This is a genomic window from Streptomyces sp. NPDC087859, from assembly GCF_044742595.1.
In the GTDB taxonomy this organism is placed as follows: domain Bacteria; phylum Actinomycetota; class Actinomycetes; order Streptomycetales; family Streptomycetaceae; genus Streptomyces; species Streptomyces canus_F.
In genome coordinates this window covers 1-18,247 of sequence record NZ_JBIUUU010000013.1, presented here as the reverse complement: position 1 = coordinate 18,247, position 18,247 = coordinate 1, and the positions used below count along the sequence as shown (strand labels likewise).

The following is an 18,247-nucleotide window of genomic DNA, read 5'->3' as shown; positions in this document are numbered from 1 at the left end:
GATGGATCCAGGCTCTCGGGTCCGCGTATCCAGGCTGACCCCATCCACACCTTCCGGCACACCGGAGAGGTGTCCGGGCCACGACGAGTGAGCGCCGGCCTGGCCGCCCGGGGAGCGGGCGGCCAGGCCGCAAGGGGGGCGGCCGGTCAGGAGACCATGCCGGTGACCGAGCTTCCGGACCTGGTGACGTGGTAGGTGACCTTGGCACCGCTGTAGAAGTGGAAGACCAGCGTCGCCGGTTCCCCGTCGCGGAGCGTCTTGAGGAAGTCGGGGGTCAGGACGATCGTGCCGTTCGCGTAGTCGGGCGAGAACGCCTTGTTGAACTCCTGGTACGGAGTCCAGTCGGTCGGGCCGGCGTTGCCGCCGTCGGCGTACGTGGCGTGCATCGTCGCCAGGTCGTTGCCCCGGTACTGGGTGGGAACCGTGAACGATTCGGTGGTCCCGGTGGCGTCCGACAGCACCGGAACGTCGTTGGTGACGATGTCGATGTTCCAGGGCACCCCACGGGTGAACCGGGCCTGGAGCGTCGAGTTGACGCCGTATGCGCGGTTGCCGACCAGGCGGGTCAGCGCCTTGGCGGTGAAGGTCAGTGTGGTGCCGGAGACGGTGTAGTCCCGTTCCGGGAGCAGTCTGGTCTCGCCCTGCCACACGCCTCGGAAAGAGGTGCCGTTGAGGTTGAGGGTGAGCGACTTGGCGGTGACCGGACTGGACTTCGGCACGAAGACCTTGTCGAAGGAAGCCGTACCCGAGCGGGTGGTCCAGCTCGACCTGATCGCGGCGAACAGGGCCGGGTCACGCCACTCGAGGGTGTCGCGGTTCAGATACGAGAACGGGTCCCACAGGGCGGTGGTGATGCCGTACCTGCGTGCCCCGTAGCCCACGTGCTCGTAGTACTTCAGGGCCTCGCCGCGCTCGACGCGGGAGGGGTGGAAGTGATTGGGGTACTCGAGCAGACCGTACTCGCCGATGTAGAGCGGGATGCCCTTGGCGACGAACGTGCGGTGCATGGCGGCGAAGGAATCCTCCAGGTTCTTCTGCGCGACGTCGTCGTAGTGGGTGCCGCCCGCGACGTTCACGCTGAACGGGTACCAGCTGTAGAAGTGCACCTGCGCCACGAGCTGACGGTCGTTCAGCGAGGAGATCGTCTTGTACAGGTCGTCCATGAGGGCCTGGTCGCCGCTGCCGAACTGGGTGGTCAGTGACAGCATGCGGTTCGTGTTCGCGCCGCCCGAGGAGCGGACGATCGAGTGGAAGGAGAGCTGAAGCTCGCTCAGGAACTCGGTCTTCTGCGCGGGTGTGGCGTTGTCGAACTGCGGCTCGTTGATGCCCTCGAAGAGCAGGGAGCGCGGCTCGTCCCGGAACGCCGAGGCGATCTGCTTCCAGGTGGAGTTGAAGCGGGCGACCACGTTGTCGTGGTCGGTGGACATCTTCGAGATCCACATCCACGAGTCGTGGTGGACGTTGAGTACGACGTACAGGCCGCTGTCCTGCGCCCAGTCGACGAGCTGCTTGACGCGGGCCATGTAGGTGGCGTCGATGGTGTACGGCGCGGTAGCGGACTGGTGATCGCTCCAGGTCACCGGGATCCGGACGCTGCGGAACCCGTCCTTGGCGATCTTCTCGAACGTCGCTTTGCTGGTCTGCCCATTGCCCCAGGAATCCTCATTGGGTATGGCGTCCAGGGTGTTGCCCAGGTTCCAGCTGGGCTGCATTCTCGCGACGGCGTCCATGGCGGAAGCCGGAACTCTGAGCGCCGACGGTGACGCCTTGTCCGTGCCGTCGGGCACGGCCAGCGCGGTGCCGCCGGTCAGCCCCAACATGACGACCAGGCTCAGCAGCAGAGCGGCCAGGCGGCCTGGGCCGCGGCTGCGGAGGCGTGCGGGTTGCCGCATCAGCTTCACGTGTCATTCCTTTCGGTCGGCTCAGTCCTTGAGGGGTGCGTAGTCGAACCAGTCGAAGTGGACGGTGTCCTGCGCGGCGTACATGCCGATGACCCGGCCGGTGAAGCCGCCGGCGACCTCGGTCGACAGGTAGCGGCCGTCGAGGGCCGCGAGTTCGGTGAACGTGCCGTCGGGCTGCTCGACGCCGAGGGAGACGACGTCGGGTCCGGTGCACGGTCCGTGCGGAGGCGGCGGGGTCGTGATCGTGACGGCGAGGATCACCGGCCCGGCGGGCACGGGGTGCGTGGCTACGACCGTCCGCAACGAGCCGACGCGCGCGGTCACTCGGACCTGTGTGCCGGACACCTCGATCGCGTAGTGGTGCCGCTCGTCGAGCCGGACGGCGAGGCCGCCGCTGCCCTCCGCGGCATCGACCAGAGTGCGTGCCCGGCACGTCGCATGCTGCTGGCGCCTGCCGACGAACACCACGTCGGGTTCGTCCAGGGAACCGCCCCGTGCCCGGAGCGTCAGCCATCCGGGGCGCTCCTTGGTGGTGCAGTGTTCGGCGGGCCGGTCGCGCAGGGAGATCCAGGACGGTCGCAGTCCGGCGAGCTCGAAGTCGTCCCGCTGCTCCTCGACAGGGCCGGGAGAGAGCGGCCACGGGAGCTCGGGCAGGTCCAGGGCGACCTCGCCGACGACCGGCCAGTCATCCACCCAGGTCACGGGGGCCAGGAAGGTCTCCCGTCCGAGCACGTGCCAGCCCGGTGTGCCGCCGCCCGGCCGGACGCCGAGCAGCACCATCCACCAGGAGCCGTCGGGGCCCTGGACCAGGTCGGCGTGCCCGGTGTTCTGGACGGGGTGGTCGGTGCCGCGGTGGGTGAGGATCGGGTTGTCCGGGCATGGTTCGAACGGGCCGGTGGGCGTACGGCCGCGGGCGATCGAGACGCCGTGGCAGCGCTCGGTGCCGCCCTCGGCGATGAGCAGGTACCAGTAGTCGCCGATCCGGTACAGGTGCGGGGCCTCCGGCGCTTTGGTGCTGGGCCCGCCGGACCACAGGCTGTGCGGCGTGCCGTACGTCTGCCCGGTGGACGGGTCGATACGGACCTGTGAGACTCCGGCGACCGTGCACCAACAGGTGCCGTCCTCGTCCCAGACCAGGTCGGGATCGATGCCGGGGACGCCGGGCGCCCAGATGGGGTCCGACCACGGTCCGGCGGGGTCGGTGGCCGTGACGATCAGATTGCCGCCGCCCTCGCTGCAGTTGGTGACCATCAGCCAGAAGCGGCCGTCGTGGTGGCGCAGGGTGGGGGCGTAGATCCCGCCCGAGGACGCAGAGTCCGCCAGGGGCAGTTGCTCCGGCCGGTCCAGGGCGTGGCCGATCTGCGTCCAGTGCACCAGGTCACGGCTGTGGAAGAGGGGTACGCCGGGGAAGTACTCGAAGCTGGAGCAGGCGAGGTAGTAGTCGGCGCCGACGCGGCAGACGCTGGGGTCGGGGTGGAAGCCGGGGATCACGGGGTTCGTGGGGCGTTCGTGCGGCTGGTGCAGAGGGGGCACCCGATGGGTCCTCTCGTCGGTTCGGTTCGTGGTGCGGGCGGTGGGGTCAGGGAGTGCCGGGGCCTGTGGGGGTGACGCGAAGCAGGACGGCGGACGGCGCGGTGGGCAGGGTCAGGCGCAGCTCAGCCGTGTCGGGACTCCAGGCGGGAACGGCCCGGCTGAGCGAGGGGTAGAGCAGGTCGACGGATGCGGCGGTGTCCCGCAGGTGGGGGAGGTGAAGCGTCGCCGTGGCGTCGGTCCAGCGGACGGTCCCTTGTTCCTTGGTCATGTGGCCCTTTCGAGGTCAGTGCGCGCGCAGCACCGCGCAGCCGCCGGGCGCCAGTTCGCGGGCGAGGGCGTCGGTGAGCAGGTCGTGGGCGGGCTCTGGCAAGGACACGGGTTCAGCGCTGTGATTGATCAGGAAGCGCCAGCGGCGGCCGTCCGGGGCCCGCCGGGTGACGGCCTCGACCTGCGGGGGCAGGCCCGGCACCTCGGGGCTCACTCCGGCCTCGTCGAGCAGCCGGGCGACCAGGGCGCCGTAACCGGCGTCGTCGAGTCGAGTCGAGAGATACCAGCCCTGCCCGGTGCCGAAACGGTGCCGGGTCAGCGCCGGGCTGCCGGTGAGCATCCCGTGGGTGTAGGCGGCGAGGATCTCGGCGCCCTCGGTGCGCAGGGACTCGCTCCAGGCGTTGCCCTGTGTTCCGTCGGACAGGGTGATCAGCTCACCGCGCCGCAGCGGCCGGTACTCCTCGACGCGGATGCCCAGTGCCTCGCGCAGGGGAGCGGCAGGGTAGCCGCCGAGGCGGGCGTGGAGGCGCTCGTCGGTGTAGCCGCTCGCGTGTTGGACGAGGAGCGTCCCGCCGCCGGCGACGTAACGGCGCAGGTTCTCGGCCGCAGCGTCGGAGAGGAGGAACAGGGCCGGTGCGACGACGAGCGGGTAGCGGCTCAACTCGTGTTCGGGGTGGGCGAAGTCGACCGTGACGCCGGCGTCCCACAGCGTGCGGTGTGCCCGACCGAGGGTCGCGTGGTAATCGAGCTCGGGGGAGGGCAGGCCGTCCACGCCGAGCGCCCACCAGGCGTCCGGGTCGTGCAGGACCGCCACTGACGCGGAGACGGTCGATCCCGCCAGCTCACCGAGGCGGGCGACGGCCTCCCCGGTCTGTGTGACCTCGCGGAAGATCCGGCTGTCGGGTCCCGCGTGCGGCACCATCGCCGAGTGCCAGGTCTCGGCGCCGGCCCGGGACTGGCGCCACTGGAAGAAGAGGGCCCCCTCCGAGCCGCGGGCGATGTGGCCGAGGGTGTGGCGCAGGATGTCACCGGGGTCCTTGGCGAGGACGCGGTCGCCGTCATAGACGGTGCTGGTGCCCTGCTCCATCAGCAGCCAGGGCCGGCCGCCGCCCAGGGAGCGGGCGCGATCCGCGTGGAAGGCGACGTCGGCGGCTGCGGCCAGGCCGGGTGCGCCGGGGTACTGGTCGATGGTGACCACGTCGAGTTCGCGGGCGAGGGCCCACACGTCGGTGTTCTGGTACGCGGGCAGCATCAGGTTGGTGGTCACCGGCCGGTCGCTGTGCGCGCGGATCGCGTCACGTTGCTCGCGGTAGGCGGCGGTGACCTCGTCGGCCCAGAAGCGGCGGAAGTCCAGTTCCTGGCCGGGGTTCTTGTGCCAGTTGGTCGCACGCGGCGGCAGCACCTGTTCCCAGGAGGTGTAGCGCTGACTCCAGAAGGCCGTTCCCCAGGCCTCGTTGAGAACGGCCAGCGAGCCATGGCGGGCACGCAGCCACACCCGGAAGGAGGCGGCCGTGTGGTCGCAGTGGCACAGGGTGGCGTACTCGTTGTGCACGTGCCACAGCGCGAGGGCGGGATGGTCGCCGTAGCGTTCGGCGAGCGCCCCGGCGATCCGGCGGGCCGCGTGCCGGTAGGCGGGTGCGGTGAGGCAGTACGTGTCCCGGCTGCCGTGGACGAGACGGGTGCCGTCGGGCTGGACCATCAGCGCGTCCGGGTGGGCCAGGGTGAACCAGGGCGGCGGGGAGGCGGTGGGGGTGGCCAGGTCGACGGCCACGTCGTTCGCGTGCAGGCGCTCGATGTGGGCGTCCAGCCAGGCGAAGTCGTAGCGGCCCTCCTCCGGTTCCAGCAGCGCCCAGGAGAAGACACCGACGGTGGCCAGGTTGACCCTGGCCCTGCGCATCAGCTCGACGTCCTCCTTCCACACCGGCTCGTCCCACTGCTCGGGGTTGTAGTCCCCGCCGAAGGCCAGGCCGCCCAGGCGGTCGGTGATGCTGTGAGTCGTCATGGACGGTTCCTCGGGTGCGGGGAGTCGAGTCGTGCTCTGTCGAGCCGTCAGGGCCGATGACAGCGGTACTCGTTCGTTCTCAGGTCGTTCGCCGGGTAGGGCGGCGTTCGACCCGCCGATCGTCTGCTCGGCCGTGACGCGGCCCAGTTCCTGTGCGGCGCCGGAGGCGGTGGTGGGGGCGGATGCGTGTTGCTCGGCGAGTTGCTCCGGGCGCAGGCGGCACTGTCGAAGCGCTTCACTTCCAGCGCAAGGTAACGGACGAGTTTCGTATGAATCAAGGGCCTCTGCCGCGAGATACTTTCCTCTACAGGGCCATTGACAGCTTCCGGGGAAGGATGCATCGTCGAAGCGCTTCGATATCCCGCTGCGGAGTCAGTACCACCTCGACTTCCGAGAGACACCGGTGTCTGGCTCGATTGCCAGGGATGCTGATCGCGTGTCCACCTGGGACGGTGGGGTTCAGGCGATCGCACAGGACGAACCTCGGTGGCGGAATCACCCTCACCCGCGTACGCGGCAACGGCCGCCGCCCCCTGCTCCGCTGTCGCTGACCAACCCGTCGCCACGACGGCGACACTTCCCGCGGCCGGTCTCAAGTTGGACCCGTCCGCTGGGGAACCCGAGCCCGGAGAGAACTCGGGTCCCGGGAGCGCGGGTCATCCGGCAGTGAGGGTGGTCCACTTCTGGTTGGAGCCGCCGTGGCAGTCCCACAGGTGGAGCTGTGTGCCATCGGTCGTGGAGTAGCCCGGAATGTCGAGGCAGCGGCCGGAGGCGGGGTTGCGGTAGCCGCCGTTGTAGGGCTGCCAGACCTGTTGGGCGCCGCCGTGGCAGGTCCAGATCTGCACCTTGGTCCCGTTGGCGATACCCCCGCCGGCGGCGTCGAGGCACTTGCCCATGGAGCGCAGGGTGCCGTCCGTGTAGGCGGACCAGAGCTGGTTGGCACCGCCCCCGCAGCTCCAGATCTGAACGGCGGTCCCGTCGGCGGTGCCGGCGCCGTTGACATCCAGGCACTTGCCGGCCAGGTCGGACTGCACGCGTGCGGGGGCGGGGGCGGGGTTCCTCAGCCATCCGGCGTTGTCCGCGGACTGGATGCCGCGGTGGAAGGCGTCTGCCATCTTCTGATAGCCCGAGTCGTTGGGATGCAGGGCGTCGGCCAGGTCGGCCGTGGTCAGGCTGCGCATGTCCACGTATGCGACACGCTTGCCCGCGGCCTGAGCCTCGCTCACGATCTGGGGGATGGCCTGGTTGTACGCGGCACGGTACTGCTCTTCCGAGCCGCTGGTGGACACGACCAGAGAGGCCACGAGGACGGTTGCGTCGGGAGCGGCGGCGGTGATCTGGTTGACCAGCGACTTCAGCCGGGCGGTGGCGGTGGAGACCTGGTAGCTCTCGTTGAGGTCGTTGGTGCCGATCATCAGCGTCACGACGTTGGGCCGGTAGCGGGTCAGCGAGGCGTCGGCGAGCGCGGCGATCTGATGGATCTTGTATCCGGAGTGACCTTCGTTGTCGGGGTCGGACATCGAACCGGCCCGCCCCGTGCCCACGAAGTCCAGCGGATGGCCGTCTGTCGCGAGCGTGTTCCCTAACGGAGCCCGGTAGCCGTTGCCCGTACTGCTTCCCACACCCCAGGTTATCGAGTCACCCAACGGCATGACCCGCAAAGGCGTGGTCGAGGCGGCGGAAGCAGGCGTCACACCAGCCGCCGTCATGGCGAGCGCGGCAACGACAAGTGCGATCAGGGGGAGAAGCCAAGGTCTTCTCATGCAGGCTGTCCTCTTCTGCGAGTGATTGCCAGATCAACAGGGCTGGACGCGGGTCACCGTGGTGCTCGTGGGCGGGCGGGGCCTTCACCAGCCTGTCGGCAGACCGCCGATGAACGAGGTGAGCCGGTCTGCGATGAGCCGGTCGTCGCGAGCCGAGTAGTGCCAGTCGCAGCCGAGGAAGTCCAGGCCCGAGTCGTCGAGCAACCAGTAGCGGACCCGGCTGTCGCCGGCGTCGTTGCGCGCCTTGACCACCTGCTGGACGTGGGCGGCGTACTGGCCGGCGCCCACCGCCACGATGGTCGTGCCGGCCCCGTAGCGCGTGCGCAGCTTCTGGACGAAGTCGCCGTAGGCGCTGCGGTAGCCGGCGGCGAGGCTCTCCGGTGTCCACGGCTCGCCGGGGTTGAGGGCGGTCGAGAAGTCGTTGGTGCCGAGGTTGATCACCACGACCTGGGGGCGCCAGGTACCCGGGTTCTGCCAGGCGTCGCCCGACACGTTGAGCAGGGCACGGTCGTAGAAGGTCCGGTACGTGACGTCCGACCGGCCTCCGTTGTAGTTGCGCACCATGCCGAGGCCCGAGTAGCCGTTGATCTGGTAGTCGGCGTTCAGCCGCCGGGCGGTGAGGGCGCCGTAGCTCACATCGGAGTTGGTGTTCCGCTTGAGCTGGTCCGAGGTGCAGGTGCGAGAGGTCGAGAGGTTGCCGTAGCCCACGGTGAGGGAGTCGCCGATGAACTCGATCTGGCGGTTGCGGGCGGCCGGTCTGCTCAGTACGGCACCGCCGGGCGCGGCGATGAAGCCTCCGAATGCGCTGGTGTCCCATGGGGTGTCGTTGCGCTTGACGAGTCGGACGGTGTGTGTCCTGTTCGACAGGCCGTTGATCCAGTGCGTGGTGTTGCCGGGCGTGACGAGCGTGGCGACGGTGGCTCCGTCGATCTGGACGTCGTAGTCGGCGGCCGAGTCGTTGAGACTGATGCCCACGCCGGTGCCGCGGACGCGGCCCTCGAAGTACACGCCGGGCCAGCTGTACTGCACGGTGTTTCCGGTGTCCTTGACCCGCCCCGCGGTGTGCACTCGTGCCAGCACCCCTGTCGCGCGGACCAGTTGCCCCTGCTGGATGGCTCCGCCAGGGTCGGCGAACTGCACGACCTCGACGCCGTCCACGCTTGCCGCCCGCGCCGTCTCCGTGGCGCCCAGTCCCGTGACCAGCGCCGCCAGTAAGGCAGTCACCGTGGCCGGCGCCCCCGCACGCCTCAAGCGTCCCCACGACGACGCATTGAATGTCGTATACATGTCACCCCTTCGTGCTCGTGGCCTTTCGCTGAGCGTGGACGGTACCCCCGACTCGCCCCGCTGAGGCAAGGCACAAACACGTTGAGAATGAGGGCCGTTGGGCGACGTCGCTGCGCAGGTCCTCGGCGGCAGGGTGCGTTGCCGGCGGCCGCCACGCGCCACGATCCGTGGCGCTGGCATCCATGGAGAACGGCTGCGCGGCTGCGGCAGTGCGCTGAAGCCTGTGCGCCGCCGCGTCAGTGGCGGCGGGATCGGTCGGTCACAGTGCGATGAAGGTCCACAGCAGGTTGGTGCTGGTGTCGTAGGTCCACTGTTTGGTGACGGAGCCGGAGCCGACGTTGCCGCCTCCGTCGAGGACCAGTCCGGTGGTGCGGTTGGCGATGGAGTACCGGCCGCTGCCGCGGTGGGTGATCGTCCACTGCTGGTTGGTGCCACCGTTCCAGGGGGCCTGCCGGGCGGGTGAGCCATCGGTGGTGGTTCCCCAGCCGTCGGCGACCATGCCGTTGGTGCGGTTGACCAGCTTGTAGTAGCCGCCGGCGACCGCCACCGCCTGCCACTGCAGGTTGGTGCTGCCGCCCGAGGTCCACTGCTTGAGGTTGGAGCCGGATGCCACGTCGCCGCCGCTGTCCAGGGCGAGTCCGTTGGTGGCGTTGGTGATCCGGAAGTACGTCGCCGGGTTGAACTGCACTTTCAGCGAGGTGATCAGGTCGTTGTTGCCGGTGACACGGAGGTCGCGGTTGTCGGCGGTGAAGGTCCAGGCGGTGCCGGTGTAGTTGTCCCCGGAGTAGCCGATCACCTGGTAGCCGGGGGCCGGCCGGAGGGAGGAGAGGGTGCGCGGGCCCGGCCCGGCTGCGGTCAGGTCGGCCGCGGTGTAGTCGCCGAGGGCGAGAACGGCGGCGCTGCCGGTGTAGTTGACGTCCGTGAAGACGGTGGCGCCGACGAGCGGCCGCAGGGCCGGGATCGTGCCGGAGAAGGTCAGCTTCAGGACGAAGGCGCCCGCGCTGTACGGCGCCGAGGACGGCAGGGTGACGGTGAGGCCGGAGGCGCTCTGTGTCGGTGCGGGCAGATCGATGTAGGTGCCCGAGGTGGGGCCGAGGAGCTTCACCGACGTCAGCGACGAGAGATCGATCCGGTCCGAGGCGAGGGTCTTGATCGTCAGCGAGCCGCCGGGCCAGCCCAGGACGGTCGCGTACAGGACGTTGTTCGCCTTGTTGCGGGTGAAGCGGATGTCCTGCGGGGTGCCGGCGGTCGGATTGGTGAACGATCCGCCGCCCATCTTCGTCGGGCCCTCGCCGTATGCCGTCCATGCCCGGGTCGCGTACACCGACTCGCCGAAGCGCCTCAGGTGGTCGCCGATACCGAGCAGGATGTCCTTCTGGGCCTGGGGGATGGTGCCGTCGGCCATCGGCGCGATGTTCAGCAGCACGTTGCCGTTCTTGCTGACCCGGTCGAGGAACGAGTGCAGCATCTGCTGGACGCTGTAGTAGCCGATGCCCTGCGTGTAGCACCAACTGCTGCTGGAGATGCTGTCGTCGGTCAGCCAGTACGGGTCGGTGAGATCGGCCGGGCCGCCGCGTTCGTAGTCGAAGACCGCGCCCTTGGCGTGCATGCCGTCCTTGTAGGTGGCGACGACTTCACGGCCCCAGCTGTCGGCCTGGTTGTAGTAGTACGCAAGGAAGTTCAGGAGTCGTTGCTCGTCGACGGCGTCCAGGTTGAAGTCCTGCCACAGGATGTCGGGCTGAGCGCGGTCGACGACCTCCTTGAGCTTGTCGTACCAGAGCTGGTTCTCCGCGGTCGAACCCAGCTGCCCGTAGAGCTTCTTGAGACTGGCGTCCGTCTGGGCGGGGGCGTGCTCGTAGAAACCGGTGAAGTTGTACGCGTGGTGCATGGCCACCAGCAGCTTGAGACCCTTGGCGCGGATGGCCGTGGAGAACAGCCGCAGCAGGTCGAGACCCGGGCCCTTGTTCACCGAGTTCCACTCGTTGACCTGGCTGTCCCACATGGAGAAGCCGTCGTGGTGTTCGGCGACCGGGCCGGCGAACCTGGCGCCCGCGTCGACGAACAGCTGAACCCACTCCTCGGGGTCGAACTTCCCGCCGGCCGATTTCAGCTTCGGTGCGAACTTCACGGTGTTGCCCGCGAGATCCTTCGCCCCGTCGATGAAGTAGTGGTACGGCCACGCCGACGGCTGGCCGTAGGTCGCGATGTGGTGCCGGTTCGCGTTGCTGCCGGCCTGGTACATGTTGCGCGGGTACCACTCGTTGTCGTAGGCGGGAACGCTGAAGGCGCCCCAGTGGAAGTAGATCCCGAACTTGGCGTCCTGGAACCACTCCGGAGCCGGCGGGTGCTGGTCGACCGAGTCCCAGTCCGGCGTGTACGCGAGGGGAGCCGCCTGGGCGGCACCGGCACCGACCACGTCTCCGGCGACGGCCGCCGTGGCCACGCAGGTTGCGGAGGCCAGGAGCTGACGTCTGTTGATCGAGCTCGGCATGGACACATCCCTGATACGGAAGGGGGGCAGGGGGAATGCAGGGCCACGCATGAAGGTGGGCCATGCCGTCATGGGATGTCAACCAGCGTGCAGGGATGAAAGTGCCCATGCTGTCGGGACAGTTGCCGGATATGCCCTGTATGGCATGCATTGCAACCGCGTAAACATGGCATGTTTTCGCCGGTGGGGGAGTGCGACTCGGGACTGCTCTCCCGCGACCGGTCCGCGCTCGGGCCATCGATGCGGTCTGCGCGGCGCACGGCACCCACTCCCGCCGTGATCGACTACCACCGCACGCATCGCTTTATCATCGGCGCTACTGTCGGCATTGGCCCGCCGGAGCAGGTCGGACGAAACGTGAACTGCATGATCAGTGCATCCCGGACGGTCACTGGGGGGCGATCGCCGCGCTCAGGGGCTGATCAGGTCGAACGTGCTCACGGGGCACGGTGGGGGAGGGGTGAGCGGTGTCTCTGACGGACAAGGCCATTGAAGAGATCCGTGAGCTGATCCAGACCGGTGCCCTGCCTCCGGGGTCGAAGCTGCCACCGGAGCCGGACCTGGCCGCTCAGCTGGGACTGTCCCGCAACCTCGCCCGCGAGGCGGTCAAGGCGCTCGCCGTCGCCCGGGTCCTGGAGGTCCGGCGGGGCGACGGCACGTATGTGACCAGCCTTCAGCCGAGCCTGTTGCTGGAGGGGCTCGGCGGCGCGGTGGAACTGCTCCAGGGGGACTCGGTCGCCCTGCAGGACCTCATGGAGGTACGGCGGCTCCTCGAACCCATGGCCACGGCACTTGCCGCCACCCGAATTTCCGACACCCAACTGGCCGAGGTCCAGCGGCACTTGGACGCCATGCGCGAGGCTCGCGACGACGTCGAACAGCTCAACGCCCACGACGCCGCCTTCCATCGCGCCGTCGTATCGGCCACGGGCAACGAGACCCTCCTCACCCTCCTGGAAGGGATTTCGGGCCGCACCCTGCGTGCCCGCATCTGGCGCGGCCTGGTCGACGACAAGGCCGCGGGCCGCACTCTCGCCGAGCACGAGGCGATCTTCCATGCCCTGTCCGCCCGTGACTCCGCCCTCAGTCAGGCCGCCGCGCTGCTGCACGTGAGCAACACCGAGCAGTGGCTGAGGGAGCACCTGCGCTCCGGCGAGCTCCTTCCCTTCGGGGCGGCGGGGGCGTGACGCTGACCGTCGCGGTGTGGGCTTGAGAGTGGCGATGTCCTGTCCGGCCCGGGTCGGCTGTTCACGCCAAAGGCGCGTACAGCGAAGGAACTTGAGGGCAGCTGGTCCTGTGAGCGTTCCGGCTCGCGGATTCTGCGAGAGGTATTGACGCTGATCATCGGAACCCTATGATCCTGATCGATACGTCGACCCTCGTTCGGAATGTCGAACATCTGGGGCCGCTCACACCGACATCGGGATAGCCCCGGACGGGGCGAACCGGAGCCGCTTGCTCAAGGATGACGAGGTCCTTATGCGCAGACGTAGTTTCAGTCGCAGACATCCGTCCGCGGCGCTCGCCGCCGCGGTTGCGGCCCTGGCCGCGCTGGCGGCCCTGCTTGTCGCCGGCCCGGCTCAGGCGGCCACCACTGGCGACGTGCGCGGTGTGGCTTCCGGCCGGTGCCTCGATGTGGCGGGCTACAGCCAGGCCGACGGCGCGAACGTGCATATCTGGGACTGCCACGGCGGAACCAACCAGCAGTGGACGTCGACGGACAGCAACCAGCTGACCGTGTACGGCACCAAGTGTCTGGACGTCCCGGGCGGCGCCACGTCCGGTACCCCGGTGCGGATCTACACCTGCAACGGCGGTGCGAACCAGCAGTGGCGGGTGAACTCCGACGGCACGATCGTCGGCGTGCAGTCCGGGTTGTGCCTGGACGTCTCGGGCGGCGGTACGGCCAACGGCACGGCGGTGCAGCTCTGGTCGTGCCACGGCGGCACCAACCAGAAGTGGACCGGCCTGTCCGGGACGGGCGGCACGTGCGCTCTTCCGTCGACCTACCGATGGACCTCGACGGGTCCGCTGGCGCAGCCGGCGAACGGGCAGCTCGCGCTGAAGGACTTCACCACCGTGACGTACAACGGCAGGCACCTGGTCTACGGGACCACCTCCAACGGATCGTCGTGGGGCTCGATGGGGTTCAGTCCCTTCACGAACTGGTCGGACATGGCGACAGCCACTCAGACCGGGATGAACCAGCTCACGGTGGCGCCCAAACTGTTCTACCTCTCCACCAAGAACATCTGGGTACTGGCCTCAAACGGGTGGGGTACCAACTGGCCCTTCGCCTACCGCACGTCCAGCGACCCGACCAATCCCAACGGCTGGTCCGCCCCGCAGCCGCTGTTCACCGGCAGCCTCCCCGAAGGCTCGGGAGGCACCCCGATCGACCCGACCATGATCGCCGACGACCAGAACATGTACCTGTTCTTCGCCGATGACAACGGCAAGATCTACCGTTCGACCATGCCGCTCGGGAACTTCCCGGCCAGCTTCGGCTCGTCGTACACGACGGTCATGAGCGACACGGTGAAGAACCTGTTCGAGGCGCCGGAGGTCTACAAGGTCCAGGGGCAGAACCAGTACCTCATGATTGTTGAGGCTCGGGGTGCCAATGAGGATCGCTTCTTCCGCTCGTTCACGGCTTCCAGCCTGAACGGTTCGTGGACCCCCCAGGCCGCCACCGAGAGCAACCCCTTCGCGGGCAAGGCCAATAGCGGTGCCACCTGGACCAACGGCATCAGCCACGGGGACCTGGTCCGCAACAACCCCGACCAGACCATGACCGTCGACCCCTGCAACCTGCAGTTCCTCTACCAGGGCTATGCCACCAACACGCCGCCGAACACCGGCTACCTGCAACTGCCGTACCGGCCGGGCCTCCTCACTCTGCAGCGCTGACCCGACTGATCCACGGTGATCGCGATGTCGTGCGGTCCGCCGACGCGTAGCCGAGCGGTTTACGGCACGGGCGACTCCACCTGCTGACCGATACGCACCGCCTTGAGGAACCCCAGCCGCGCGTCGGCTGGGGTTCCCCTCGGTGCCGCGCGTGGAGTGCGCGAGCAGCTTTCGCTGAACAGGGGTGATTCCCTCAGCGTGTGGGCGACCCGGTGCTTGGCGCCCCGCGGCTGATTCCCTCCGCGCCGGTTCTCCGCCGGAGCAACGCTGAGCCATCGCCCTCGCCAGAGCCGCTCCCGCAGCGGCTTTCCTCGCGCCGCCTCCGCCCGGGCCGCCCACGCATCGGCCGTATTGCCGGTTCCCGCGTGGGTTTCGCGCCGATAGCTCGGTCGAACGGCTGATGTCCGCGACTGGGGCTCCAGCGAAGAATTCGGATGACGGCCGGTGACATCCCGCACGGCGCTCGCGGTGCCGATCCCGCCGAGACCACGCCTCCACCCCTTCCCTCGCCCCGCCCGCCCGCGTGTCGCCGTCGAGTTTGCCCATCGCCGAACGGAGACGCCCCCATGAAGGTCGCTGTCGCCCCGCCCGCCGACGTCCGCAGCCGTGCCCCTGTGCGGCGACCGAGAGGCCACCGGGGGTTGACCGGCTGGCTGCACCGCCATCGCGTACCGCTGCTCGCCACGGCGACAACGCTCCCGCTGTATCTCGTGTGGGCGTTCTTCCGAGCCAACGGCGGAGGAGACCTCGCGGCCCAGGACACCTGGGCGCGCTTCGCCGCCGAGCACGGCGACTCGGCGTACGGACTGTTCTGGTTCGGCGGGTTGCACACCGCGAACTACAGTCTGCTCTCGCCGTATCTGATGGGCTTCTTCGGCGTGCGGACGATCGCTGTGGCCTCCGGGCTGGCCGCCGGATGGCTGGCCGCGGTGCTGTTCGTGCGATCCGGGATACGACGTCCGCAGGCACCGGCGCTGCTGGCCGCGTTCGGGCTGTGGGTGGACATCGCCGCGGGCCGGGTGACGTTCGCCCTGGGGGTCGCCTTCGCGCTCGCCGCGTGTGTGCTGCTGGTGGGCGAACGGCGTCTGGCGCTGGCCGCCGGGTACGCCATGCTGGCGACCATGGCCAGTCCGGTGGCAGGGCTGTTCCTGGTCGTCGCCGGTGCGGCCTACGGCCTTGTCCGCGACTGGGGGCGGGCCGCCGTGCTCACGGTCCCGCCGTTCGTGGTCGTCGGGGCGACCACCTTGCTGTTTCCGTTCGACGGCGAGCAGCCGATGGCCGCGGGGCGGATCTGGTGGCCCGCGCTGCTGGGGCTCGCCGTGGCGATGTGCGCACCGCGTGGCTGGCGGGTCGTCCGCTGCGGCGGTGCCGTGTACGCGGCGGGCGTCGCCCTCACCTATTTCACCCCTTCCCCCATCGGCTCGAACGTCGAGCGCCTGGCGCTGCTGTTCGCTCCCGCCGTACTGCTGGCCGCCCTGCTCGGCGTGGAGCGGCCCGCCCGCTATCGACGCGGGGCTCTCGCCCTGGCGGTGGCCGGTTCCTTGTTCTGGCTGGCATCGGGCACGCCGGTCTCCTTCCTGCGGAGCTCGGGCGCCGTCCCGGCATGGGCCGCCGACACCCACGGGCTCGTCCGCACGCTCGACAGGCTGGACGCGAACCGCTCACGGGTCGAGGTCGTCCCGGCCGAGGACCACCGCGAGGCCGCCCTGCTGTCCTCACACGTCAACATGGCCCGCGGTTGGAACACTCAGCTGGACATGGAACGCGGTCGGCTCTTCTACGACGGCACCCTCACCGCCACGACCTACCGGGCTTGGCTGAACCGGTGGGCCGTCGGCTACGTGGCCGTCTCCGACGCCGAGCCCGACCGGTACGGGGCAGCGGAGGCGCGTCTGGTGCGTGCGGGACCGGCCTGGCTGGAGCCGGTGTGGAGCGACGCGCACTGGCGTTTGTACCGGGTACGGGACGCGGTGCCGCTCGTGGCCGGACCCGCGGAGGTTGTCAGCGCATCGGAGGCGTACACCGTCGTCCACCTGCCGAGGCCGGGTTCGGTGACCGTACGGATCGCCTACTCGCCATGGCTCCACGCCGACAACGGCGGATGCCTGCGGCAGCAGGGCGAGTTCACTCGCCTCACCGTCCACGAACCCGGCTTCTACCAGATCTCCTCCGAATACGCGGCCGCGTACGACATCGCGACGCCGCCCTCACAGAGGCAACGCTGCTGAGGGCGGCGTTGTGGGAAAGACCAGTTGACCTGAACGTCGGGCCGTGCCGAGACCGAGGTTTCCTTCGTCGGGCTGTGCACCAATATCTGTGCCGGTGAGGGGAGAGTTCTTACGGGCCGTGCGGTGAGAGTTATTGCAGCTGCGGCCGGAGCGGAATTGCTCGACGTACGCAGGCCGTTGCGGCGTGCTACTGTCGATCTCAGTTGTTGCAGTTGTGGTTCCCAGAACTCCAAGTGTGCCCCTCGGTTCTTACCGGGTGGGAGCACTTTTGTATTTCCGGTCATTCCGGACGGGGTAATCATCGCGGCGACACGGTGTCCGCGCAGTGCGGATTCCGATGTACTGCCCCAAAGGAGATATGACATGGCTACTGGCACCGTGAAGTGGTTCAACGCGGAAAAGGGCTTCGGCTTCATCGAGCAGGATGGTGGCGGCGCTGACGTGTTCGCCCACTACTCGAACATTGCCGCCCAGGGCTTCCGCGAGCTCCAGGAAGGTCAGAAGGTCAGCTTCGACGTCACGCAGGGCCAGAAGGGCCCGCAGGCCGAGAACATCGTTCCGGCCTGACGCTGACGCACATTTCGTAGCTGGGGCCCGCATCCTTCGGGGTGCGGGCCCCAGCTGCACGCATTTCCGCCGCGGTTCACCTGCGGGACAATGCTGAGGAATCCCGGGCATCTTTTCCGCCGACCGGAGCTGTTTTCTTCTACTGTCGGCTCATATCAGTAATTCTCTGCGGTGCCCATTGCCGCGGAGGTTCCTTGGGGATGTTCCGTGCCGGAATCGGCGGCCGCCGCTCAGGACCGGCCCGCTGCGAGGCAGGGCGAGTTCGCGCTCCCCACGACGATCACCCCCGCGCTGCTCGCCCGCACCGCCGAACAGCGTGCTGAGACCCGCCGGCCGTGGGGACCGATCGAAACTGACGCATCTCTGCAGGAGGCACCTTGTGACGCTGATTCAGATGCAGTCCCGGTCGGCAAGCGCCGACCTCACGCGTGGGACGGTGGTTGAGGTCATGGAGACGGGCGGACCGCAGGTCTGTGACGACATGAGCGTCGAGGTGGCGCTGTCCGTGATGGCCGCCGCCCGCACGGGTCGGCTGCTCGTCTGCGACCAGGACGGTGAGTGCACCGGCCTGGTCACCCAGACCGAACTCGTCGCCATCCGCGACAGCTCCGCCTACACGGACCGCGTCCGCCTGCGCGACATCCTCGGTGACCACGGCTCCTCCGTGTCGCCGGTGACCGCTGCGGCCGAAGCCGAGCACACGATGCGCTTCCTCCGGCTCGGTGCCGTGCCGGTGGTCGACGAGCAAGGCCGCGCCCTGGGCGTCCTCGCCCTCTCCCGCTGAACCGTCTCACCCTGGTCGGACCGTCCCCCCTTACTTCTCCCTGTGAGGCCACATGCGCTGCGTCATCGCCCGCTTCCCCTTCGAGCTCACCAAGAGCGGCGTGCTGGAATCGATGAAGGGCATCAAGCCCGAGCCGGGCACCGGCGAATCTGTGATCGTCGGCCGCCGCCACTACCCCGTCAAGCAGGTCGGCCAGGTCATCACCCGTCAGGACCGCCGTGACTTCACCGCCGCCGAGGTCCTCCGTGCCATGGCCCAGCTCGGCTTCACGTGCCGCACCCTTCCCAAGGCCGCACCCGTCCGCGCCCTGGATGCGGTTCAGAAAGCATCCGCGATGCTCGGTACCCCCGCATCCGTCTGACCGAGGGAACAAGCGCACACACCGGGATTGAACAGCAGTGTGGGGGCGGCCGGGGCGGCCCCGGGGGCCCCCCACAGCGGTTGAATACCGGGGGTGTGGGGGCTCGGGGGTAGGGAATGCTGTAGTAGGCCCCGGTCCAGGGGGGGTTGTGCA

The 18,247-nt window shown here is 68.8% G+C and carries 13 protein-coding genes; 6 read left to right on the top strand and 7 right to left on the bottom strand.

Going from position 1 to position 18,247, the window contains the following annotated elements; translation table 11 throughout:
* Nucleotides 1-146: 146 nt before the first annotated feature.
* The 7 genes from ACIOHP_RS30465 to ACIOHP_RS30435 all read right to left on the bottom strand — a co-directional run bounded on the left by ACIOHP_RS30465 (nt 147) and on the right by ACIOHP_RS30435 (nt 11,244).
* Nucleotides 147-1,901 carry a cellulase family glycosylhydrolase gene (locus ACIOHP_RS30465; protein ID WP_401892447.1) on the bottom strand — a complete coding sequence of 585 codons (1,755 nt, stop codon included), beginning with the start codon at nt 1,899-1,901 and terminating at the stop codon, nt 147-149.
* 21 nt (nt 1,902-1,922) lie between these two features.
* Nucleotides 1,923-3,434 (bottom strand): glycoside hydrolase family 43 protein, encoded by a 1,512-nt coding sequence (locus ACIOHP_RS30460; protein ID WP_401892444.1) that lies wholly within the window; start codon nt 3,432-3,434, stop codon nt 1,923-1,925.
* 46 nt (nt 3,435-3,480) lie between these two features.
* Nucleotides 3,481-3,702: a hypothetical protein gene (locus tag ACIOHP_RS30455; RefSeq protein ID WP_401892443.1), complete on the bottom strand. Its 222-nt coding sequence runs from the start codon at nt 3,700-3,702 to the stop codon at nt 3,481-3,483.
* Between the two features lie 15 nt (nt 3,703-3,717).
* On the bottom strand, nt 3,718-5,703 hold the full coding sequence (locus ACIOHP_RS30450) for a beta-galactosidase (RefSeq protein ID WP_401892441.1): 1,986 nt from the start codon (nt 5,701-5,703) through the stop codon (nt 3,718-3,720).
* A gap of 656 nt (nt 5,704-6,359) precedes the next feature.
* Nucleotides 6,360-7,466 carry a ricin-type beta-trefoil lectin domain protein gene (locus ACIOHP_RS30445; RefSeq protein WP_401892439.1) on the bottom strand — a complete coding sequence of 369 codons (1,107 nt, stop codon included), beginning with the start codon at nt 7,464-7,466 and terminating at the stop codon, nt 6,360-6,362.
* Nucleotides 7,467-7,550: 84 nt separating this feature from the next.
* Nucleotides 7,551-8,690 (bottom strand): GDSL-type esterase/lipase family protein, encoded by a 1,140-nt coding sequence (locus ACIOHP_RS30440; RefSeq protein WP_401892437.1) that lies wholly within the window; start codon nt 8,688-8,690, stop codon nt 7,551-7,553.
* A gap of 322 nt (nt 8,691-9,012) precedes the next feature.
* Nucleotides 9,013-11,244 (bottom strand): alpha-L-fucosidase, encoded by a 2,232-nt coding sequence (locus ACIOHP_RS30435; protein ID WP_401892436.1) that lies wholly within the window; start codon nt 11,242-11,244, stop codon nt 9,013-9,015.
* A 467-nt stretch (nt 11,245-11,711) separates the two neighbouring features.
* Between ACIOHP_RS30435 and ACIOHP_RS30430 the strand changes: the two genes are divergently transcribed.
* The 6 genes from ACIOHP_RS30430 (at nt 11,712) to ACIOHP_RS30405 (ending at nt 18,094) form a co-directional block, all read left to right on the top strand.
* Nucleotides 11,712-12,431: a FadR/GntR family transcriptional regulator gene (locus ACIOHP_RS30430; protein ID WP_401892433.1), complete on the top strand. Its 720-nt coding sequence runs from the start codon at nt 11,712-11,714 to the stop codon at nt 12,429-12,431.
* 292 nt (nt 12,432-12,723) lie between these two features.
* On the top strand, nt 12,724-14,154 hold the full coding sequence (locus tag ACIOHP_RS30425; RefSeq protein WP_401892430.1) for a non-reducing end alpha-L-arabinofuranosidase family hydrolase: 1,431 nt from the start codon (nt 12,724-12,726) through the stop codon (nt 14,152-14,154).
* Between the two features lie 566 nt (nt 14,155-14,720).
* Nucleotides 14,721-16,382 (top strand): hypothetical protein, encoded by a 1,662-nt coding sequence (locus ACIOHP_RS30420; RefSeq protein WP_401892428.1) that lies wholly within the window; start codon nt 14,721-14,723, stop codon nt 16,380-16,382.
* Between the two features lie 363 nt (nt 16,383-16,745).
* Nucleotides 16,746-16,949: a cold-shock protein gene (locus tag ACIOHP_RS30415; RefSeq protein WP_034275260.1), complete on the top strand. Its 204-nt coding sequence runs from the start codon at nt 16,746-16,748 to the stop codon at nt 16,947-16,949.
* Nucleotides 16,950-17,328: 379 nt separating this feature from the next.
* Complete coding sequence (locus ACIOHP_RS30410) at nt 17,329-17,733, top strand: CBS domain-containing protein (RefSeq protein WP_401892426.1); 405 nt, start codon at nt 17,329-17,331, stop codon at nt 17,731-17,733.
* 52 nt (nt 17,734-17,785) lie between these two features.
* Nucleotides 17,786-18,094, top strand: coding sequence for an SCO5918 family protein (locus ACIOHP_RS30405; RefSeq protein WP_361556571.1), 309 nt, complete (start codon nt 17,786-17,788; stop codon nt 18,092-18,094).
* Nucleotides 18,095-18,247 lie beyond the last annotated feature (153 nt).

Coding starts and splice junctions, on each gene's coding strand:
- ACIOHP_RS30455 (WP_401892443.1), bottom strand. CDS start 3,702: ATGACCAAGGAACAAGGGACCGTCCGCTGGACCGACGCCACGGCGACG.
- ACIOHP_RS30450 (WP_401892441.1), bottom strand. CDS start 5,703: ATGACGACTCACAGCATCACCGACCGCCTGGGCGGCCTGGCCTTCGGC.
- ACIOHP_RS30445 (WP_401892439.1), bottom strand. CDS start 7,466: ATGAGAAGACCTTGGCTTCTCCCCCTGATCGCACTTGTCGTTGCCGCG.
- ACIOHP_RS30435 (WP_401892436.1), bottom strand. CDS start 11,244: ATGCCGAGCTCGATCAACAGACGTCAGCTCCTGGCCTCCGCAACCTGC.
- ACIOHP_RS30425 (WP_401892430.1), top strand. CDS start 12,724: ATGCGCAGACGTAGTTTCAGTCGCAGACATCCGTCCGCGGCGCTCGCC.
- ACIOHP_RS30420 (WP_401892428.1), top strand. CDS start 14,721: ATGAAGGTCGCTGTCGCCCCGCCCGCCGACGTCCGCAGCCGTGCCCCT.
- ACIOHP_RS30415 (WP_034275260.1), top strand. CDS start 16,746: ATGGCTACTGGCACCGTGAAGTGGTTCAACGCGGAAAAGGGCTTCGGC.
- ACIOHP_RS30405 (WP_361556571.1), top strand. CDS start 17,786: ATGCGCTGCGTCATCGCCCGCTTCCCCTTCGAGCTCACCAAGAGCGGC.